Source organism: Serratia sp. CY44782 (assembly GCF_052168715.1).
GTDB lineage: Bacteria > Pseudomonadota > Gammaproteobacteria > Enterobacterales > Enterobacteriaceae > Serratia > Serratia nevei.
The window spans coordinates 11,517-29,722 of the sequence record NZ_JBJNME010000005.1 but is presented as its reverse complement, the minus strand read 5'-3'; the positions used below and the strand labels follow the sequence as shown (position 1 = coordinate 29,722).

General features: G+C 60.3%; 13 protein-coding genes. 7 read left to right on the top strand and 6 right to left on the bottom strand.

All coding sequences use genetic code 11. From position 1 onward, the window contains the following. The first annotated feature begins 42 nt into the window (after nt 1-42). Together pflB and pflA are read left to right on the top strand one after the other, a co-directional pair. On the top strand, nt 43-2,325 hold the full coding sequence (gene pflB, locus ACJ8HT_RS10430) for a formate C-acetyltransferase (RefSeq protein ID WP_197652051.1): 2,283 nt from the start codon (nt 43-45) through the stop codon (nt 2,323-2,325). Between the two features lie 280 nt (nt 2,326-2,605). Further along, nucleotides 2,606-3,346, top strand: coding sequence for a pyruvate formate lyase 1-activating protein (pflA, locus tag ACJ8HT_RS10425; RefSeq protein ID WP_015377324.1), 741 nt, complete (start codon nt 2,606-2,608; stop codon nt 3,344-3,346). A 48-nt stretch (nt 3,347-3,394) separates the two neighbouring features. Here the strand turns inward: pflA and ACJ8HT_RS10420 are convergent, their stop codons facing one another. Then, entirely contained in the window at nt 3,395-4,546 is a 1,152-nt protein-coding gene (locus tag ACJ8HT_RS10420) for an MFS transporter (protein ID WP_197652052.1), read from the bottom strand. 163 nt (nt 4,547-4,709) lie between these two features. On the opposite strand from ACJ8HT_RS10420, the gene ACJ8HT_RS10415 reads away from it, so the two are divergent. Continuing rightward, on the top strand, nt 4,710-5,075 hold the full coding sequence (locus ACJ8HT_RS10415) for a DUF1801 domain-containing protein (protein WP_060421731.1): 366 nt from the start codon (nt 4,710-4,712) through the stop codon (nt 5,073-5,075). A gap of 51 nt (nt 5,076-5,126) precedes the next feature. Here ACJ8HT_RS10415 and serS read toward each other — a convergent pair whose 3' ends face one another. The 5 genes from serS to lrp all read right to left on the bottom strand — a co-directional run bounded on the left by serS (nt 5,127) and on the right by lrp (nt 12,958). Further along, a complete protein-coding gene (serS, locus tag ACJ8HT_RS10410) occupies nt 5,127-6,419 on the bottom strand; it encodes a serine--tRNA ligase (RefSeq protein WP_060440286.1) in 1,293 nt (430 codons plus the stop codon). A gap of 109 nt (nt 6,420-6,528) precedes the next feature. Beyond that, nucleotides 6,529-7,815, bottom strand: a complete 1,287-nt coding sequence (locus tag ACJ8HT_RS10405; protein ID WP_197652344.1) for a replication-associated recombination protein A — start codon at nt 7,813-7,815, stop codon at nt 6,529-6,531. A gap of 67 nt (nt 7,816-7,882) precedes the next feature. Further along, nucleotides 7,883-8,494 (bottom strand): outer membrane lipoprotein chaperone LolA, encoded by a 612-nt coding sequence (gene lolA / locus ACJ8HT_RS10400; protein ID WP_019454555.1) that lies wholly within the window; start codon nt 8,492-8,494, stop codon nt 7,883-7,885. A gap of 198 nt (nt 8,495-8,692) precedes the next feature. Beyond that, a complete protein-coding gene (locus ACJ8HT_RS10395; RefSeq protein WP_197652053.1) occupies nt 8,693-12,343 on the bottom strand; it encodes a DNA translocase FtsK 4TM domain-containing protein in 3,651 nt (1,216 codons plus the stop codon). A 120-nt stretch (nt 12,344-12,463) separates the two neighbouring features. Beyond that, on the bottom strand, nt 12,464-12,958 hold the full coding sequence (gene lrp, locus ACJ8HT_RS10390; RefSeq protein ID WP_004928318.1) for a leucine-responsive transcriptional regulator Lrp: 495 nt from the start codon (nt 12,956-12,958) through the stop codon (nt 12,464-12,466). A 659-nt stretch (nt 12,959-13,617) separates the two neighbouring features. Between lrp and trxB the strand changes: the two genes are divergently transcribed. From trxB to cydD, 4 genes are all read left to right on the top strand, one after another. Further along, nucleotides 13,618-14,589, top strand: a complete 972-nt coding sequence (gene trxB, locus ACJ8HT_RS10385; RefSeq protein ID WP_019454557.1) for a thioredoxin-disulfide reductase — start codon at nt 13,618-13,620, stop codon at nt 14,587-14,589. Nucleotides 14,590-14,664: 75 nt separating this feature from the next. Continuing rightward, nucleotides 14,665-15,552 (top strand): LysR family transcriptional regulator, encoded by an 888-nt coding sequence (locus ACJ8HT_RS10380; protein ID WP_197652054.1) that lies wholly within the window; start codon nt 14,665-14,667, stop codon nt 15,550-15,552. A gap of 93 nt (nt 15,553-15,645) precedes the next feature. Then, nucleotides 15,646-16,263, top strand: coding sequence for a glutathione transferase GstA (gene gstA, locus ACJ8HT_RS10375; RefSeq protein ID WP_047727949.1), 618 nt, complete (start codon nt 15,646-15,648; stop codon nt 16,261-16,263). A gap of 175 nt (nt 16,264-16,438) precedes the next feature. Then, nucleotides 16,439-18,205 carry a heme ABC transporter permease/ATP-binding protein CydD gene (cydD, locus tag ACJ8HT_RS10370; protein WP_197652055.1) on the top strand — a complete coding sequence of 589 codons (1,767 nt, stop codon included), beginning with the start codon at nt 16,439-16,441 and terminating at the stop codon, nt 18,203-18,205. Nucleotide 18,206 lies beyond the last annotated feature (1 nt).

Here is an 18,206-nt window from a genome sequence, read left to right as displayed (position 1 = left end):
CGCGCGCAGAGTTAGAAATCCACAATCAAAGGTAGGTGTACAATGACCGAACTTAACGAGAAATTAGCCAACGCTTGGGAAGGTTTCAGCAAGGGTGACTGGCAGAATGAAGTCAACGTTCGTGACTTCATCCAGAAAAACTACACGCCTTATGAGGGTGACGAATCCTTCCTGGCTGGCGCAACTCAAGCCACCACCACCTTGTGGGACAAGGTTATGGAAGGGATCAAACTGGAAAACCGCACTCACGCGCCGGTTGATTTCGACACCAACGTTGCTTCAACCATCATTTCTCACGACGCGGGTTACATCGCCAAAGAGCTGGAAACCATCGTAGGTCTGCAGACCGACGCCCCTCTGAAACGCGCGCTGATCCCGTTCGGCGGCATCAAAATGGTCGAAGGTTCGTGCAAAGTGTACGGCCGCGAACTGGATCCGCAGCTGAAAAAAGTGTTCACCGAATACCGTAAAACCCACAACCAGGGCGTATTCGACGTTTACACCAAAGACATCCTGAACTGCCGTAAATCCGGCGTGCTGACCGGTCTGCCAGATGCCTACGGCCGTGGCCGCATCATCGGTGACTACCGCCGCGTGGCGCTGTACGGTATCGACTTCCTGATGGCCGACAAGCTGAACCAGTTCAAATCGCTGCAGGAAAAACTGGAAAACGGCGAAGATCTGGAAATGACCATCCAGCTGCGCGAAGAGATCGCTGAACAGCATCGCGCTCTGGCTCAGATCAAAGAGATGGCCGCCAAATACGGTTACGACATCTCCGGCCCGGCCACTAACGCGCAAGAAGCGGTGCAGTGGACCTACTTCGGCTACCTGGCCGCGGTGAAATCCCAGAACGGCGCCGCCATGTCCTTCGGCCGCGTATCCACCTTCCTCGACGTGTTCATCGAGCGCGACATCAAGGCGGGCAAACTGACCGAAGAGCAAGCGCAGGAACTGATCGACCACCTGGTGATGAAACTGCGTATGGTGCGCTTCCTGCGTACCCCTGAGTACGATGAGCTGTTCTCCGGCGACCCAATCTGGGCAACGGAATCCCTGGCCGGTATGGGCGTCGACGGCCGCACCCTGGTCACCAAAAACAGCTTCCGCTTCCTGAACACCCTGTACACCATGGGGCCGTCTCCGGAGCCGAACATGACCATCCTGTGGTCTGAGAAGCTGCCGCTGAACTTCAAGAAATTCGCGGCGAAAGTGTCCATCGACACCTCTTCCGTTCAGTACGAAAACGACGACCTGATGCGCCCTGACTTCAACAACGATGACTACGCCATCGCTTGCTGCGTCAGCCCGATGATCGTCGGTAAACAAATGCAGTTCTTCGGCGCCCGCGCCAACCTGGCGAAAACCATGCTGTACGCCATCAACGGCGGCGTTGACGAAAAACTGAAAATGCAGGTCGGCCCGAAAGAAGCGCCGATGATGGACGAAGTGCTGGACTATGACAAAGTCATGGCGCGCATGGACCACTTTATGGATTGGCTGGCCAAGCAGTACGTGACCGCGCTGAACATCATTCACTACATGCACGACAAGTACAGCTACGAAGCTGCGCTGATGGCGCTGCATGACCGTGACGTTTATCGCACCATGGCTTGTGGCATCGCCGGTCTGTCCGTGGCGGCCGACTCCCTGTCTGCCATCAAGTACGCGAAAGTCACCACCATTCGCGACGAAGACGGCCTGGCCATCGACTTCAAAGTAGAAGGCGAGTATCCGCAGTTCGGTAACAACGACGCCCGCGTCGATGACATCGCCTGCGACCTGGTGGAACGTTTCATGAAGAAAATTCAGAAACTGCGCACCTACCGCAATGCGGTACCGACCCAGTCCGTACTGACCATCACCTCCAACGTGGTGTACGGTAAGAAAACCGGTAACACCCCGGATGGCCGCCGCGCAGGCGCACCGTTCGGCCCAGGTGCCAACCCGATGCACGGCCGCGACCAGAAAGGCGCAGTAGCCTCCCTGACCTCGGTAGCCAAACTGCCGTTTGCCTACGCGAAAGACGGGATCTCCTACACCTTCTCCATCGTGCCTAACGCGCTGGGTAAAGACGACGACGTGCGTAAAGCCAACCTGGCGGGCCTGATGGATGGTTACTTCCACCATGAAGCCTCCATCGAAGGCGGCCAGCACCTAAACGTCAACGTGATGAACCGCGAAATGCTGCTGGATGCGATGGAAAACCCTGAGAAATACCCTCAGCTGACCATCCGCGTTTCCGGTTACGCCGTACGCTTCAACTCGCTGACCAAAGAGCAACAGCAGGACGTGATTACTCGTACCTTCACTCAAACGATGTAATACGCCAACCGGGCGGAAAACCGCCCGGTGCCAACGACAGGGCCGGTTCTGCCGGCCCTTTTCTCCCACCGCTCTCCCCTGACTCCGTAGAGTCTGTTTTGCCGGACATCTATACTGAATGGATAGCCGGCAAAACAGTTATCCGGCAACTGACCGGCCGACAGGCATCATTACCCCCGGTGGCGGGCTCACCCCGCCACTGCATCGCAGATACCTGGCCGGCGGCCACGCGCCTATTTTTAGACTGCGTTTGACAGTCAATATTGGAGAAAACCCCGCAATGTCAGTAACTGGTCGCATCCACTCCTTCGAATCCTGCGGCACCGTCGACGGGCCCGGGATCCGCTTTATCGTCTTTTTCCAGGGCTGCCTGATGCGCTGCCTCTATTGCCATAACCGCGACACCTGGGATACCCACGGCGGCAAAGAAGTGACCGTCGAAGAGCTGATGAAAGACGCGGTGGCCTACCGCCACTTCATGAACGCCTCCGGCGGCGGCGTGACCGCGTCCGGCGGCGAGGCGATCCTGCAGGCTGAATTCGTGCGCGACTGGTTCCGCGCCTGCCACGCCGAAGGCATCAATACCTGCCTGGACACCAATGGCTTCGTGCGCCGCTACGATCCGGTGATCGACGAGCTGCTGGACACCACCGATCTGGTGATGCTGGACCTGAAACAGATGAACGACGAGATCCACCAGAACCTGGTCGGCGTCTCCAACCACCGCACGCTGGAATTCGCCCGCTACCTGGCGAAACGCAACCAGCGCACCTGGATCCGCTACGTGGTGGTGCCGGGTTGGTCAGACGACGATAAGTCGGCGCACCTGCTGGGCGAGTTCACCAAAGACATGACCAACATCGAGAAAATCGAGCTGCTGCCCTACCACGAGCTGGGCAAGCACAAATGGGTGGCGATGGGGGAAGAATACAAGCTGGACGGCGTTCATCCGCCAAAGGCCGAGACCATGGATCGCGTCAAAGGCATCCTGGAAAGCTACGGCCACAAAGTCATTTACTGATTGGCGCAGCGCCAAAGAAAAACCGGTTCATGGCCGGTTTTTTTATGCTCAGGCGGCGGCGAACGGCGTGTGATGGTGATCCGGCTTCTGCTTCTTCAGCAACATCAGCAGGTAAACCAGCGCCACGGCGGCGATCATCACGAACAGCACGCGATCGGAGTAGTTTTGCATCAGCAGCGCCGTCATCGACGGGCCCAGCAGGCTGCCGATGGTGTAACTCATCAGGAGCGCCTGATTCATCGCCACCAGTTCATGCGGCATTGCCTTCTCGCAGGCCCAGGACATCGCCACCGGGTACAGGGTAAAGCCGGCGCAACCGAGGATGAACAGCGAAGGCGCCATGGCGTAGTTGCCGAGCATCGCCACGCTGGCGAGGATCACCACGAACACCTGAATGCGCAGCACCAGCAGGCGCCCGTAACGATCGGCCAGCCGCCCGACCGGCCATTGGCCGACGATGCCTGAGCTGACCAACAGCGCCATCCAGTAACCGACGTTGGCATCGCTCATGCCCTGATGGGAGAGGTACAGCGGCATCAGGCCGTACAGCGAACCGAGCACGATGCCGGAAATGATGCAGCCATTGATGCCGAGGCGCGCGCTGCGGCGTCTCAGCATTGTCCACACCGCCGCCTGCTGCGGCTCGTCTTCATGGCGGTTGACCCGCGCAAACAGCATCGGCAACATCGCGCTGATCACGATGGCAGTCACCCACGGCACCACGTGCAGCAATTCCGTCGAGGTCATGCTCAACAGCAATTGGCCGGTCACCGTACCGAGGTAATAGACAATCATATAGGCCGCCAGCAGCTGGCCGCGGTTGCTGAGATTGCCGCTGCGCAACAGCGCGCTCTCCACGATCACCCAAATCCAGGCGCAGCCGACGCCGGCGAAGAAGCGCCAGCCCAGCCAGCTCCAAAAATCGATCGACAGCACCATGCCGGCGGTCGCGGCGGCGAACACCAGACAAGAAAGATGATAGCTGCGGGTAAAGCCGACGCGCTGGATCAGTTTGCCCGCCACCAGCGTGCCCAACAGGTTGCCGCTGAAATAAGAGGAGCTGACCATTCCCACCTGCCAGGTCGACAGCTGAGCATGGGTTAACCAAAGAGGCACGAGCGTATTCAAAACGGCAATGGATACCGTGAGCAGCAAGAGACCGCAGAGCAATAAGAGCACTGGGCGGGAGTATGCGGACATAGTGAAATTGTGACCGAACGCGCAATGAGAGTGCGCGCATCATGCCACTGGCGATAAAAAAGTCAATCGCCTCTTATCATTCCACCGCACGATTTGTTTCCGGCTAACTGGCTGAAAAAGCGCTATGCTCAGCGCAGAGCGAATTTGACGACAAAGAGGCAAGATGAGTCAGGCAAATGATGCGGCGGTAGAGGCCCTGCTGGCGGACATCGGCAGTACGCAAGGTGACCTGCTGGCCATTGTGCAGCAGGTGCGGCGGATCGCTGCGGCGAGCGGCAACGGCGTCACCGAATCGGTCAAATACGGCGGCATCATGTTCTCGCATAGCCAATTTTTCTGCGGCGTTTTCGCCTATCGCCACCACGTCACGGTGGAGTTCGGCCACGGCTACCGATTGGAAGATCGTTATCTCCAGCTCGAAGGCAACGGCCAGTATCGGCGGCACATCAAGCTCCACTCGCCCGACGAGGTGAAAAGCAAGCATCTGGCGGACTACATTCAACAGGCTTATACGCTGGCGACGGGCTGAACTCTCGGCATAAAAAAAGCGCCCGCAGGCGCTTTTTTCGTGGTTTGTCGTTTAGCCGATGTATTCCAGGCCGCCCATATATGGACGCAGCACTTCAGGTACCTGAATGCGGCCGTCGGCTTGCTGATAGTTTTCCAGCACCGCCACCAGCGTACGGCCAACCGCCAGGCCCGAGCCGTTCAGCGTGTGGACCAGACGCGGTTTCTTGTCGGCTTTGCTGCGGCAGCGCGCCTGCATGCGGCGTGCCTGGAAGTCCCACATGTTGGAGCAGGACGAGATCTCGCGGTAGGTATCCTGCGCCGGCAGCCACACTTCCAGATCGTAAGTCTTGCACGCGCCGAAGCCCATGTCGCCGGTGCACAGCAGCACCTTGCGGTAAGGCAGGTTCAGCAGCTGCAGCACTTTTTCCGCGTGGCCAGTCAGCTCTTCCAGGGCATCCATCGAATCTTCCGGACGAACGATCTGCACCATTTCAACCTTGTCGAACTGGTGCATGCGGATCAAACCGCGGGTGTCACGGCCGTAAGAACCGGCTTCAGCACGGAAGCATGGCGTGTGTGCGGTCATTTTCAGCGGCAGAGATTCCTCTTCCACGATCTCGTCACGCACCAGGTTGGTCAGCGGCACTTCCGCCGTTGGGATCAGCGCGTAGTTGCTGCTGTCGGCTTCTTCTTCCAGCGGACGGGTATGGAACAGGTCTTCGCCGAACTTCGGCAGCTGGCCGGTACCGTACAGCGTGGCGTGGTTGACCAGGTAAGGCACGTAGGCCTCCAGGTAGCCGTGCTGCTCGGTGTGCAGATCCAGCATGAACTGGGACAGCGCGCGGTGCATGCGGGCGATTTGCCCTTTCATCACCACGAAGCGCGAACCGGTCAGCTTAACCGCGGCGGCAAAATCCAGCCCGCCGGCCATTTCGCCCAGATCGACGTGATCGCGCACCGTGAAGTCGTACTGGCGCGGTTCGCCCCAGCGGGTCACTTCCAGGTTTTCGCTGTCGTCTTTACCATCCGGCACGGCGTCGTCCGGCAGGTTAGGCAGCGTCAGGGCGTAATCGCGGATCTCGCTCTGCAGCGCATCCAGCGCCGCCTTGGCGGCATCCAGCTTGTCACCCAGCTCGTTCACTTCGCGACGCAGCGGCTCGATGTCTTCCCCACGCGCTTTGGCCGCGCCGATGGATTTCGATCGGGAGTTGCGTTCCGCTTGCAGCGTTTCAGTTTCTACCTGCAGAACTTTGCGACGTTCTTCCTGCGAACGCAGCAGATCCAGATCGAGTTTAAAGCCTCGGCGAGCCAGTTTGACGGCGACTGCGTCTAGCTCATTACGCAGCAGATTGGGATCGAGCATGCTAATCCTGTGCTTGTTGTTATTGAAAGAAGTGTTGTTGTTCTATGCGGCTGATTTATAGCCGCATAAAAGAAGAGTGATACCCGCTAACCTTACCGCAACGGCCTCGCTAGCGGTAGCGTTTTGTCGGGCTATTTTGATCCTGCTCAGCCAGCCATGCCAACTTTTCGCCGATTTTCCCTTCCAGCCCGCGCGAGGTCGGTTGATAGTAGCGCGTATGAGCCATTTCAGGCGGGAAATAGTTCTCGCCGGCGGCGTAGGCGTTGGGTTCGTCGTGGGCGTAACGGTACTCCGACCCCAGCCCCATCTCCTTCATCAGCTTGGTCGGCGCGTTGCGCAGGTGCTCCGGCACGTCATAATCGGCCTGCTCTTTGGCGTCGCGCATGGCGGCCTTGAACGCGGTGTAAACCGCGTTGCTCTTCGGCGCGCAGGCGAGATAAACGATCGCCTGCGCGATGGCGCGCTCGCCCTCCGCCGGCCCCACGCGGGTGAAGCAATCCCAGGCGGCGATCGCCACCTGCATGCCGCGCGGATCGGCGTTGCCCACGTCTTCAGAGGCGATCGCCAACAGGCGGCGCGCTACGTAGAGCGGATCGCCGCCGGCGGTAATGATGCGCGCATACCAGTACAGCGCGGCGTCCGGCGCCGAGCCGCGCACCGATTTATGCAGCGCGGAAATCAGGTCGTAATAACGGTCGCCCTTGTTGTCGAAGCGCGCGCTGCGCTCGCCCGACACCTCTTTCAGCAGTTCCGGCGTCAGCACCCGCACGCCTTTGGCGTCTAACTCCGCCATGTCCGCCATCATTTCCAGACTGTTCAGCGCCCGGCGCGCGTCGCCGCCCACCAGCTCCGACAGCAGGCGGCGCGTTTCCGCCGGCAGTTCGACGTTCTGATTGCCAAAGCCGCGCACCTTGTCGCCCATCGCCTGATCCAGCACCTGGCCGATATCTTCGGCGGTCAGCGCCTTCAGCAGATAAACGCGGGCGCGGGACAACAGCGCCGAGTTCAGCTCGAACGACGGATTTTCGGTGGTGGCACCGATAAAGGTGATGGTGCCGTCTTCGATGTGCGGCAGGAAAGCGTCCTGCTGGCTCTTATTGAAGCGGTGCACTTCGTCGACGAACAGGATGGTGCGGCGGCCGGCGTCGCGATTTTGCCGCGCCCGCTCGATCGCCTCGCGGATCTCCTTGATACCAGAGGTCACGGCGGAGATCCGTTCGACATCTGCCTGGCCGTAACGGCCGATCAGCTCTGCCAGCGTCGTCTTCCCGGTGCCCGGCGGCCCCCATAAAATCATCGAGTGCAGCTGCCCGGCCTCGATGGCGCGCGGCAGCGGCTTGCCGGCGGCCAGCAGGTGCTGCTGGCCGATATACTGCGCCAGCGTGGTCGGCCGCATACGCGCGGCCAACGGCTGGAACTCGTTCTGGGAAAAATCGAGCGACAGATTATTACTCACTTGCACCTCACTGGCGCTGGTCGTCCAGCGTCACCCCCTTCGGCGGGGTAAATTTAAATTTGGCCGGATCGGCGGCGACGTTCTGCTGGCTTTTCAGCGTGTAGGAACTGCGCTGGCCATCCTGCTCCACCGCAGCAAAGCTGCGAATGGTACCGCTGTTGGTCACGCTGATGGCGAACTGCTTCAGGTTGCCGCTGGCGGACTTCGGCGTCAGCTCGAAATCATCGCCCTTTTGCTTCACGTTGTACTGTTTCCAGTCGCTGGCATTATTGCGGGTGATCAGCATAAACGGCGTATTGCCGGTGGCGTTCTTCAGCCAGGTCGCCGTCACCTGCTCGACGAACGGGTTATAGAACCACAGGGTCTGGCCATCGGAGACCAGCACGCTCTCATCCGGCGACGTCATATGCCAGTTGAACAGGTTTGGCCGCTTCACCCACAGCTCGCCTTCCCCTTGTTGCACCGCGGCACCGTCAGCGCTGGTCACGGTTTGTGAGAAGCTGGCGTGGAAACTGTTCACCTTCGCCAGGCGACTTTGCAGATCCTGTGCGGCATCGGCCAGCACGGAGGTGGAAGCGAATCCCGAAAGCAGACAGCAGGCAACTAACAGTTTTTTCATTATTCCAGATACCTTATGAAATGCGTTAACCGCAGGGCGACGCCGTGCGGGTCAAATCAACCCTATACGCGCTTACTTTACCCGAAGCCGGCAATCGGCCGGTAGGCCAATGTTCCGAGAAGAGACGGGTTTACGCTTCTTTGCACAAGGGCCGCTTAAGCGGCCCTTTCTTATTGAATTGCAATGGCTAAACGACCATCAATCGTGCCGAGGCGGTGCCAGCACCTCGCGGTTGCCGTTGTGCCCCTGCTCGCTGACGATGCCCTGCGCTTCCATCTGTTCGATGATGCGCGCCGCGCGGTTATAACCGATGCGGAACTGGCGCTGCACGCCGGAGATGGAGGCGCGACGTTTATCCACCACGAAATCCACCGCCTGGTCAAACAACGGATCCAGCTCTTCGTCACCGTCCATACCGCCGCCGGCACCGCCCTCGCCGTCTTCGCCGCCGCTGAGAATGCCCTCTTTATATTGGGGCCGCTCGCGCGCTTTCCAATCCTTGACCACCGCGTGCACTTCCTGATCGCGCACGAATGCGCCATGTACGCGCACCGGAATCGAGGAGTTCGGCGCCAGATAGAGCATGTCACCCATGCCCAGCAAGGACTCGGCGCCCCCCTGATCGAGGATGGTGCGGGAGTCGATTTTGCTCGACACGGTAAAGGCGATACGCGTCGGGATGTTGGCCTTGATAAGACCCGTGATCACATCCACCGACGGACGCTGGGTCGCCAGCACCAGGTGGATACCCGCCGCACGCGCTTTCTGCGCCAGGCGAGCGATCAACTCTTCGACCTTCTTGCCAACCGTCATGATCAGATCGGCGAATTCGTCGACCATCACTACGATGTACGGCTCTTTCTCCAATACCGGCGGCGTGATGTCCATGCTGTCGGTCGGTTTCCAGAACGGATCCGGGATCGGGCGCCCCATCGCTTCGGCCTGATCGACGCGCTCGTTGTAGCCGGCCAGGTTACGCACGCCCAGGGCCGACATCAGCTTGTAGCGGCGTTCCATTTCACCCACGCACCAACGCAGCGCATTGGCGGCGTCTTTCATGTCGGTGACCACATCGGTCAACAGGTGCGGAATGCCTTCGTAAACCGACAGCTCCAGCATTTTCGGGTCGATCATGATAAAGCGCACTTCTTTCGGCGTGGCTTTATACAGGATGCTCAGGATCATGGCGTTGACCCCGACCGACTTACCGGAACCGGTGGTACCGGCGACCAGCAAGTGCGGCATTTTACCCAGATCGGCCACCACCGGCTCGCCGGAGATGTCCTTACCCAATACGATGGACAACGGCGATGGGTTGTCACGGAAGGCCGGGCAATCCAGCACTTCGCGCAGGTACACCGTTTGCCGCTTGGCATTCGGCAGCTCCAGACCGACGTAAGGCTTGCCGGGGATCACTTCCACCACGCGCACCGCCGAAGTCGACAGCGAGCGCGCCAGATCGCGCGACAGGTTGGAAATGCGCGCCGCTTTAACGCCCGGCGCCAGATCCAGCTCGAAGCGGGTGATGACCGGCCCCGGCAGGATGTCCACCACATCGGCTTTCACGCGGTAATCGGCCAGGCTGGCCTCCACCAGGCGCGCCTTCTGTTCCAGCGCGAAGGAGTCGACCGGCTCCACCTCTTTCGGCGCTTCGGTCAGCAGATCCAGCGTCGGCAGCGGCGTGGTCGGCTTCTGCAGCGGCTGATCGTTACGCATCAGGAACGGGTGAATCAAGCTGTCCATCGCCGGATGTTGCTCGGCCTGAGTTGGCTGAGGCGGCAGCTGCACCGGTTGCTGCGGCTGCTGATATTGCGGCTGCGACGGCTGTTGATACTGCTGTTGCTGCGGTTGTTGGTACTGTTGAGGCTGCGAGTGCGGTTGCTGAGGTTGGGCAACCGGCGCCGCAGGCTCAAACTGGCCGAACGGCACGTCGTCCTCTTGCTCGCTTTGCTGTTCAATGCGCTCTTCAAGCTGCGGGGACAGCGTGAACATCGGCTCGCTCGGGCCATCGTCCACTAAATCCGCCATCGGCGAGAAGCTGAAAGCATTGCGGGTATCGACCGGGCTGGCAGCCGGCGCCTGCGGGGCCTGTTCTTGCTGGCCGTAGCGCGCCTGCTGCTGCTCGGCGAACGCCTGGCGCAGCGCGGCCTCTTGCAGCGCCTCTTCGTCGTTCTGTTGATAACCTTCGCCATAACGTTGGCTCTGCTGTTCGGCAAACGCCTTGCTCAGCTCAGCTTCCTGCAGGGCGCTCTCGTCATCTTGCTCCGGCGCATAGCTTTCACCGTAGCGTTGGCTTTGCTGCTCGGCAAACGCCTGACGCAGCGCAGCTTCCTGCAGCGCCTCTTCTTCCTGCGGGCTCACCGCCGTCGGCTGCTGAGGCTCCACCTCGGCCTGGCGCTGTTCCTGCTCGGCCGCACGCTGCGAAGGCAGCTTGATGCCGTAAGAAGCCAGCTCGCGGCGGGTCGGAATACGTACCGGATTCGGCCGCGGCAGCTCAGGGCCGATGCCCTGTTTAACCTGCGGATTGCCGTCGCTGGTGGCCGTGAAAGCCGGCATGAAGGTCGCCGCTACGGCGCCTGTAGCAGCGGCTGCTGCCGTATCCAGCTGTGGCTTGGCGCCGGTGGCGCTGAAACCACCCGCTCCGCTGACGTCGGCACTGTCGCGCTGCGCGGCGGTAAAATCAAAGGGAGAACGCGCCGGCTGCGGCGATGCAGCCGGCTCTTGCCAATTGCCCAGGCGCGGCTCATCGTCGTCCTGATAAGGATCGACAGGGCGCGTCGCCTTAGGCGCAGGCGTTTCTTCCGGAATTTCGAAGGAGTACAGCGGCGGCGTAGCGTCTTGCGCTGGTGCGCTTACCGGGTGCTGATTGACCGAGGTCGGCGCGGCCGGCGCCACCGTTACCGACGGCGCCTGTGTGGCGATCGGTGCAGCAACCGGCTCGTGGCTCTCTGCCGTCACCGCCGGTGCAGGCGAAGCCGCCGGCGCGATTGGCGCGGCGTCGGCTTCAACCTCACCATCGTCGGCTCGCAGGCCGCTGAGCAACGGATCGGAGGCGTCTTCCGCCGCCTCTTTGGCGCTTTCGGTGACCGAAGGCGCGGAGAACAGCACGTCGTCATCGGCGGCCGCGGCTCCGGCGGCGGTCGCGGCAACCGCGGCTGCGGCGCCCTTCCCTGCCTGCTCAGGCTCGTCGTCAACGTAACGTTCGTCATCCTCGAAATAGCGCTCTTCGCGGCGTGAGCGGTTGGTCATCACCGTCGCGACGCCCAGCACAGCACCGCCGATCTTCTCAGCGATCACCAGCCAGGACCAGCCGGTAAACAGCGTCAGCCCCGCCGCCCACACGCACAGCAGCGCCAACGTGGCGCCGATGCCGTTGAACCACGGCAACATGGCGTTGCTCAGCAGGCTGCCGATCACGCCACCGGAAGCGAAGTAATAGAGATCGTCAACGTTCAGCGCCGCCAACCCACAGGAGGTAAGCACTAACGCCAGGGTGCCGATCAGGCGCAGGGAGAGCGCGAAATAGTCGATGTAGTCTCTGTTGCCGCGCTGGCGATAGGCCGCCCAGCACAGGACCAGCATGATCGGGGGTATCGCGTAGGCGAGCACCCCGAAGGTGAAGAACAGCGTGTCGGCCAACCAGGCCCCAACACCGCCGCCCAAATTGTGAATCGGCTCATGCCACGCGGTCTGCGACCAGCTTGGGTCAGATGGGTTGAAACTGACCAGCGCAGCCATGAGGTAAACGGCAAAAATCGCTACCACGATCAGCACAGCTTCCAGCAAACGCCGGCCACTGCTGAGTCTTTTCAGGGTAACTTCTTTATCTTCTGTATATTCCTGGCTCAAGAAAGGCTCTCCAGGTTCCTGTTAGCTGACATAGCAACAGCGCCGAGAAGCTTCCCCGGCGCCGAAACTGTATGAATAAACAGGAGTGTAACCAATTTAATCAGGTTTTGCACCTGCACCTTACCGTGTTTTGATAACCAGACGGTTACTCTGTTTCACTTCTTCCATCACTACGTAGGTACGGGTGTCATTGACCCCCGGCAAACGCAGCAAGGTTTCGCCCAGCAGCTTGCGGTAAGCCGACATGTCCGGTACGCGGGTTTTCAACAGGTAGTCGAAATCACCGGAAACCAGATGACACTCCTGAATTTCTTCAAGCTTCTGCACTGCCGAGTTGAATTGCTCAAACACATCCGGCGCGCCGCGGTTCAGCGTGATCTCCACGAAAACCAGCAGGGACGCATCCAGATAATGCGGGTTAAGCAATGCGGTATAGCCATGAATGAAACCCTGGCGCTCGAGACGGCGCACGCGTTCTAAACATGGTGTCGGGGATAACCCCACGCGCTTCGAAAGCTCGACGTTCGAAATACGCCCATCCTTCTGCAGCTCATTCAGGATGTTGCGGTCGATACGGTCAAGATCTTTACCCGGGCGTTTCTTGTTGTCTGCCATTATTATTGTCTCTCTTATTTTCTTCCGTGCACTTGCCACACCCTAGCCAACGTCAATGTGTAAGGGTTCGTTCCAAGCGAAGACCCGATGCCTGTCATATGCTTCTTCACTACACTACCATCATTCCACGCCGCGCAGCCTGTCTGTCCAACCCCGCGCGACGCCGGTAACGACGTTTAGGTCGAGAAAAAATCAGCAAACGCTTGCGCGCCCTGCTCCGCACATCCACCGCGCATTGCCGCCTCGCGGCGCAAATACGTACGATTTGCTGGTGTTACGGGGATAATTTCTTCTTCCTATGATGTTTTCGCAAATGCGCAGCGGATTGTCAAAGTAAAAGAAGCAAAATCAGAACAACGTACCGTCATGAAAAGTCTGCATCCCATTTTTGGTTATGAATCGCTGGCAGATAAACCCCGGTGGGAAGCGGCTGAGGTTGCAGATTGCGCCGTTTTTGCACGGTTGGCGCTTCGGTAACCGAATGCGGCTTTGATAAGCTAAATTTCTGCGTTCGCCGTACGTTTTGCCGACAGCGGGTGCATTAATAGGCGACAACTATCATACAAATCGTTAACAACGTCGCCCGGCGCTTTTTTTACTGCGCCATTTTCCCTACAATCGGCTTCATTATCCGCCATTGTGGAATAAAGAGGTTATTCATGGGCACGGCTAAACATAGCAAATTACTGATTCTGGGTTCCGGCCCGGCCGGTTACACCGCCGCCGTCTACGCGGCGCGCGCCAACCTGAATCCGGTGCTGATCACCGGTCTGGAACAAGGTGGCCAGCTGACCACCACTACCGAAGTCGAAAACTGGCCGGGCGACGCCGAAGGCCTGACAGGTCCGGCGCTGATGGAGCGCATGCGCGAGCACGCGGAGAAGTTCCAGACTGAAATCGTCTTCGATCACATCAACAGCGTCGATCTGCAGCAGCGTCCGTTCCGCCTGTTCGGCGACAGCGGTGAATACAGCTGCGACGCGCTGATCATCGCGACCGGCGCCTCAGCCCGCTACCTTGGCCTGCCTTCCGAAGACGCCTTCAAGGGCAAAGGCGTTTCCGCCTGTGCGACCTGCGACGGTTTCTTCTACCGCAACCAGAAAGTCGCGGTGGTCGGCGGCGGCAATACCGCCGTTGAAGAAGCGCTGTACCTGTCCAATATCGCCGCCGAGGTTCATCTGATCCACCGCCGCGACAGCTTCCGTTCGGAGAAGATCCTGATCGACCGGCTGATGGAAAAAGTGAAAAGCGGCAACATCGTGCTGCACACCGACCACACGCTGGACGAAGTGCTGGGTGATGAAATGGGCGTGACCGGCGTGCGTATCCGCAGCACCAAAGCGGAAAACGAAACCCGCGAACTGGAACTGGCCGGCGTGTTCATCGCCATCGGCCACAGCCCGAACACCGGCATCTTCGGCGGCCAGCTGGAGCTGGAAAACGGCTACATCAAGGTGCAGTCCGGCATTCACGGCAATGCGACCCAAACCACCATCCCCGGCGTTTTCGCCGCAGGCGACGTGATGGATCACATTTACCGCCAGGCGATCACCTCCGCCGGCACCGGATGTATGGCGGCGCTGGACGCAGAGCGTTACCTGGACGGCATCGCCGGCGCAGAAGTCTGCTAAGGCTTTCTCGCCACCAGCAAAAAGCGGCTCTCGAGCCGCTTTTTTTGTCTTCGCTCCTCAAGAGGATGCACGCCGATGCATAATCTTCTCCACTGGCGCCTGCTGGTTGCCGTCGCCGACAGCGGCACCATCACTCAGGCTGCCGCGCTCTGCGGTATGACGCAGTCTGCCGCCAGCCAGGCCATCGCTCAACTGGAGACAATGCTGAGCACCCGGCTTTTGGTTCGCCAACCGCACAATGTCGTCTTGACCCAAAGCGGCCTACAGATCGTCACCCATGCCCGCATGATGTTGGAAGCACTGCGAGCCATTCAGCAGTGTGCGCAACAAGCCGGCAACGCACACGCGGGCAAAATACGCCTGGCCAGTTTCCCGTCGGCATTTAGCAAGCTGTTGCCGCCGCTGCTGCGCAAATTTCGCCGTCTGTACCCCGACATTGAGCTGATTACGCTCGAGGGCACCGATCACGAAGTGGAGAGCTGGTTAACATCGGCAACGGCAGACATCGGCGTGGTGCTCAATCCGGCGCCGGAGCGGCTGTGCTTCCCTTTGGGAGAGGATGCCTGGCTGGCGGTCGTGCCCAGCGCGCACCCGCTGGCGCGAGCGCGGCGGCCGGTGGCGCTGGATGCCCTGTTCCGGCTGCCTTTTATCCTGGCGACCGGCGGGTGTGATGTGAATGCGCAACGATTGGCGCAGCAGTCAGGTTTGGCGCTGGCCGATATCCGCGCCACCGTCAGCGATTGGCAAACGGCGTTGACGCTGGTCAGGGAGGGCACGGGCGTTGCGCTGATGCCCGCGTCCGTGATCCCGCCCGACGCGCTCGGAGTTTGTGCTCTGCCGCTTGTTGCGCCGATTTATCGCCGTTTCGGCCTCGCGTGCTCATCCGAGGCGGCGGCCCAGCCCCCCGTCCAAACCCTGATGAGTTACCTGCGAGAACAGGAGCAAACCCTGACCAGTCGCTGAGCTAATAGCGGCTTTCTGAAATTTCCATTTTCCCGCCGCTGCCCGCGTCGGCATGCTGTGGCAAGCGTTCTCATTAACCCACAAGGAAATAGCATGAAGCTGTATTTTGCTCCCGATGCCTGCTCGCTTGCCCCACATATCGTCCTGCGCGAATTAGCGCTCCCCTTCACCCTGATCAGGGTGAACAATCGCAGCAAGCGCTGCGCCGACGGTGAGGATTTCTATCGCATCAACCCCAAAGGCTACGTCGCCGCCCTGCAACTGGACGATGGCAATGTGATCACCGAAGGCCCAGCCATCGTTCAATACCTCGCCGACCTGCGCCCAGAGTGCCGGCTGGCGCCGCCACCGACGGCCTTTGAGCGAGTACGGCTGCAGGAATGGCTTAATTTCATCACCAGCGAGATCCATGCCGGCGCCGCCCCTTTATTCAATGACGCCCTGCCCGACGGCGCCAAGACGTTGTTGCGCGACAAGTTGAGGCGGCGATTGGGTTATATCGCGCAAGCTTTGGCACCACAAACTTATCTGCTGGGAACGCATTTCAGCGTCGCAGACGCTTATCTGTTTACCGTGTTGCGCTGGATGGCGCGCTTCGAGATTTCGCTGAGCGAGTGGCCGCCGCTCCAGCATTATGTGGCGCGGATCGCAGAGCGAGCGTCGGTGTGCGCCGCTCTGGAAGCCGAGGCCGCGAGTGAGGAAGTCAAATAGTCGGTAACGCGTCTGTTATAGCCACATTTGGCCGCTTTATTATTTTCAGTCTGCCGGGTGACGAGGTAACATGGGACCTCGCTTGTTTGCCGCCGATTGCGCCAAACACTATTATTTAACAGTACGTTAACCCAGCCCGTAACAAACGGGCGCCGGCGACGCAGACGCATATCTGATGAAAAAAACCAGACAGCAACAGTTAACCCGTTGGCTTAAAACCCAGAGTTCGTTAGCGCAGCGTTGGCTGCGCCTTTCCATGCTGTTGGGGCTGTTCAGCGGCCTGCTGATCGTGGCGCAGGCGTGGCTGCTGGCCAGCCTGCTGCACGCCCTGATCATCGAGCATACTCCGCGCGAACAGCTGATCCCTTCGTTTATCTGGCTGGCCGCTGCGTTCGCGCTGCGGGCGCTGTTAAGCTGGCTGCGGGAACGGATCGGTTTCCTGTGTGGGCAGGTGATCCGCCAGCGCATGCGCCAACAGGTGCTGGATAAGCTGCAGCAGCTCGGCCCGGCCTGGATCCAGGGCAAACCGGCGGGCAGCTGGGCCAGCATCATCGTCGAGCAGATCGAGGATATGCAGGACTATTACTCGCGCTATCTGCCGCAGATGTATCTGGCGGTGTTCATCCCGCTGCTGATTTTGATCGCCGTCTTCCCGATCAATTGGGCCGCGGGCATCATTCTGCTGGCGACCGCGCCGCTGATCCCGCTGTTTATGGCGCTGGTCGGCATGGGAGCCGCCGACGCCAACCGCCGTAACTTCGTGGCGCTGGCGCGATTGAGCGGCAACTTCCTTGACCGCCTGCGCGGCCTGGACACCCTGCGGCTGTTCGACCGCGCGCAGGCCGAAACCGCGCAGATCGCCAAATCCTCCGAAGACTTCCGCAGCCGCACCATGGAAGTGCTGCGCCTGGCCTTCCTCTCTTCCGGCGTGCTGGAGTTCTTCGCCTCGATCTCCATTGCCGTGGTGGCGGTGTACTTCGGCTTTTCCTACCTCGGCGAACTCAACTTCGGCAGCTACGGCCTCGGCGTAACGCTGTTTTCCGGTTTTCTGGTGTTAATTCTGGCGCCGGAGTTTTTCCAACCGCTGCGCGATCTCGGCACCTTCTACCATGCCAAAGCGCAGGCGATCGGCGCGGCGGAAGCGCTGGAAACCTTCCTCAGCGCCGAAGGCGAACAGATGGGCAACGGCACGCGGCAACTGCCCGCCGATCAACCGCTGACGCTGCAGGCGAACGCGTTGGAAATCCTGTCGCCGAACGGCGTACTGCTGGCCGGGCCGCTGGGCTTCACCCTGCAACCGCAGCAGCGCGTGGCGCTGGTCGGGCTGAGCGGCGCCGGTAAGAGCTCACTGCTGAATCTGCTGCTCGGCTTCCTGCCCTATCGCGGGTCGTTGACCGTCAACGGCATTGAGCTGCGTGAACTGTCCGCCGAAACCTGGCGCCAGCAGCTGAGCTGGGTCGGCCAGAACCCGCATCTGCCGGCGCAAACCCTGCGCGCCAATATTCTGCTGGGCTGCCCGCAGGCCGACGAAGCGCAGCTGCAGCAGGCGGTGGAACTCGCCTACGTCAGCGAACTGCTCCCTTATCTGCCGCAGGGGCTCGACACCGAAGTGGGCGACAACGCCGCTCGCCTGTCGGTCGGCCAGGCGCAGCGCGTGGCGGTCGCCCGGGCGCTGATCGGCCCGCGCAGCCTGCTGCTGCTGGATGAACCGGCCGCCAGCCTCGACGCCCACAGCGAACAACGGGTGATGCAGGCGTTGAATGCCGCTTCGCATCAGCAAACCACCCTGCTGGTAACGCACCAGCTGGAAGATACCGAAGACTACGATCAGATTTGGGTGATGGATAACGGGCGCATCGTGCAACAGGGCGATTACGCCACCCTCAGCGCCCAACCGGGCCTGTTTGCCACTCTGATCGCCCATCGCCGCGGGGAGCTTTAAT